General features: G+C 50.3%; 3 protein-coding genes. 2 read left to right on the top strand and 1 reads right to left on the bottom strand.

Features of this window, described 5'->3' with window-relative positions; translation table 11 throughout:
- Window positions 1-333: hypothetical protein (locus WCO56_29665; GenBank protein ID MEI7733770.1), on the top strand; the 333-nt coding region annotated here is incomplete at its 5' end.
- Window positions 334-601: 268 nt separating this feature from the next.
- Here WCO56_29665 and WCO56_29660 read toward each other — a convergent pair.
- Window positions 602-835 carry a hypothetical protein gene (locus WCO56_29660; protein ID MEI7733769.1) on the bottom strand — a complete coding sequence of 78 codons (234 nt, stop codon included), beginning with the start codon at window positions 833-835 and terminating at the stop codon, window positions 602-604.
- A gap of 418 nt (window positions 836-1253) precedes the next feature.
- Here WCO56_29660 and WCO56_29655 point away from each other — a divergent pair, with 418 nt between their 5' ends.
- Window positions 1254-2255, top strand: coding sequence for a hypothetical protein (locus tag WCO56_29655; GenBank protein MEI7733768.1), 1002 nt, complete (start codon window positions 1254-1256; stop codon window positions 2253-2255).
- Window positions 2256-2292 lie beyond the last annotated feature (37 nt).

Here is a 2292-nt window from a genome sequence, read left to right as displayed (position 1 = left end):
CCGAAATCGAATTATTCTCCTCTGGGAGGAAACCACCCTCAACCAGACTCTGCTACCATGTCGCCCATGAATGACATGAATATGAATAGATATTCGAGACCCGAATTTCGAACTCCGAACTGGCGGCAACCATTCGCGTGGATTGGCGTGATTCGCGGGCTCCGGTCTTCGGTCTTGGCACCTTCTGGTCATAATGTTTTTGCCAATAAATTTTTCTGCCATGTTCGACTTTCCATCCGTGGTCAAAGAATTGTGATGAAAAATCAAATTCATCACAATTTTATCACAATTTGTGTAAAAAATTTTGTTTCATCACAAAAACATAACAATTAATAAAACCAAAATTCCAAACCCGTACTAGGTTTGTACTAGTTTTATCCTTGTTTTCCAGTCCTGACGCTCAATCCAGCCGTTTGCGGAACTTGCGCGAGGCCAGCGCCGAAAAGGAGTCAAAAAAGAAAAAGCGGCTATTCATTAACGGTTCATTGTCAACAAGCAAAATTCTTCTGAGACCAAAAGTATTCTTTTTTGACTCACTGTGCGCTTGGGCTGGCCCGCTCATACGGCTGTGAATGAATGCCCCCTTTCTGGACACGTAGTTTTAGCATGATAATTCATACGGCTTCAATCGGCCCCGGTTCTTTGAAAGCCGTTCACAAAATTCCCGGTCATGCAGATTTTGAACGATCGCATCAACTTGGGACGCCGGTATGACCCTGCGATCAACCGACATGCCGTGGCCATAGTCGGTGATCTCCAGCACGAAAACCCCGCCCTCCACGAGATGCACTTCGATCAAATCCACTTCACTCCTGACGATCAGTTTATTTTCCATACGTAGGCCGCCGGTTAAGCATTTGTGCCAATCCTCTGGTTCATCGGAGAGTATCCACCCGCGCCGTTGTACTGAATTGAAACGTATTGCTCACCGTCACGGTGTTTAATATCCTGTCACTATGGTTTTCCGTCAAGAGTTACAGGCCAAGTATTGGCGTCAAATCAGCGAGTGGTTGTGTATACGCCGACTGGGAAGTCGGCGAACAGCGGGTTTGGAAACCTGCGTTGCGATGACAATGACTCGGGTCGAAAAACGGGTCATCATTAAAAACTACCTTCTCCCCGCTCAAAATTCGCGCTTGCCCCATAATGACATTGGCGTAAACTTCTACACATGCGCACAAACTGTGTGATATATGATGGCGATTCAAAAGCAATGCTCTCTTACCGCAACGTGACACGTGAAAGCATGAACAATGCCCCAAAGCAAATTCTTATCCGTTAAACGCATCGGCATCTACTCGCCTTCCCTTCATCCCGGCTTGGCTGCTGTGATCAAGGCATTATTGGATGACGGCAAGGACGTGACGTTGCATGTGAAACGCAAACCGGAGGGCGAGACGGTTGATCATGACGTGACACTTTCCGTTTTAGCCCAACAGCCTAATTTGCTGATATGTGATTTAGCGGATGATCCAGATCGGGAGTACGATCTGTTAATTGTGGGATGGTCGCATTGGCTGAGGTTTGCCGCTGAGGATTTGCGGACATTGCGGAGGCGGGTTGCCCGTGCGCGCCGAGTCATTCTTTTCTACGATGCGCAGTTTGGGCACTACTGGCAGATGCTGCTTCAGCAAGGAAGGGCCTGGCTGCAAAATAGGGACTGGCTGGGTCGGGTGGAATCGGTTTGCTACGCAACCATCTTTCCGCGTGCGGATTGTTGGTCCTTCGTTCGCAGGCGCTATCCGCTTGCGGTGGGCCCTAACCTTCACTTTCTTTTCGAGACCCTGGCGCAGCAAGAAATGGCCCGGCCCTGGCAGGTTGAGAAAAAACGCGGTTTTGTTTTGGCCGCAACCGGCGCGCGTGGACCGTACCGGGCTGCCTTGTGCGACCATTTGCTTGGTCTATTTGCGCGGAATTCCTCACTGCGGGTGTGTGATTCCGGTCAGGCTCCTGGGGGAGATCGGCCGGCGGTAGCTTGGACGGTGAATGGCACGCGGCCTACGATAGCGGAATATGTGAGGCTGTTGGATGACACGGATTTCTTGATTTGTCTGCCGGGAACTTCCTGGACGCAACGCCCCTTCGAGGCGCTGACGCGCGGTGCCATACCCATTCTCGATGCCGATAATATGAATATGCACGACATCCCTTGGAAGGACGGCGTCAACTGTTTGATCGTCAAACAGCCGAAGTCTTTTGCCTGCTGGACGCAGGTTATTGGGCGTGCGCTGAGCACGCCCCAGCAACGGTGTTAATTTTTGCAACTGTTTTCGGTGATTTTTTTATCCGTGG

The sequence above is a fragment of the Verrucomicrobiota bacterium genome (assembly GCA_037139415.1).
Classification (GTDB): Bacteria; Verrucomicrobiota; Verrucomicrobiia; order Limisphaerales; family Fontisphaeraceae; genus JBAXGN01.
This window is presented reverse-complemented; position numbering and strand designations above follow the sequence as displayed.

What these genes read in the sequence shown, in the direction of transcription:
- WCO56_29660 (MEI7733769.1), bottom strand. Translation starts at nt 835, where the DNA reads ATGGAAAATAAACTGATCGTCAGGAGTGAAGTGGATTTGATCGAAGTG.
- WCO56_29655 (MEI7733768.1), top strand. Translation starts at nt 1,254, where the DNA reads ATGCCCCAAAGCAAATTCTTATCCGTTAAACGCATCGGCATCTACTCG.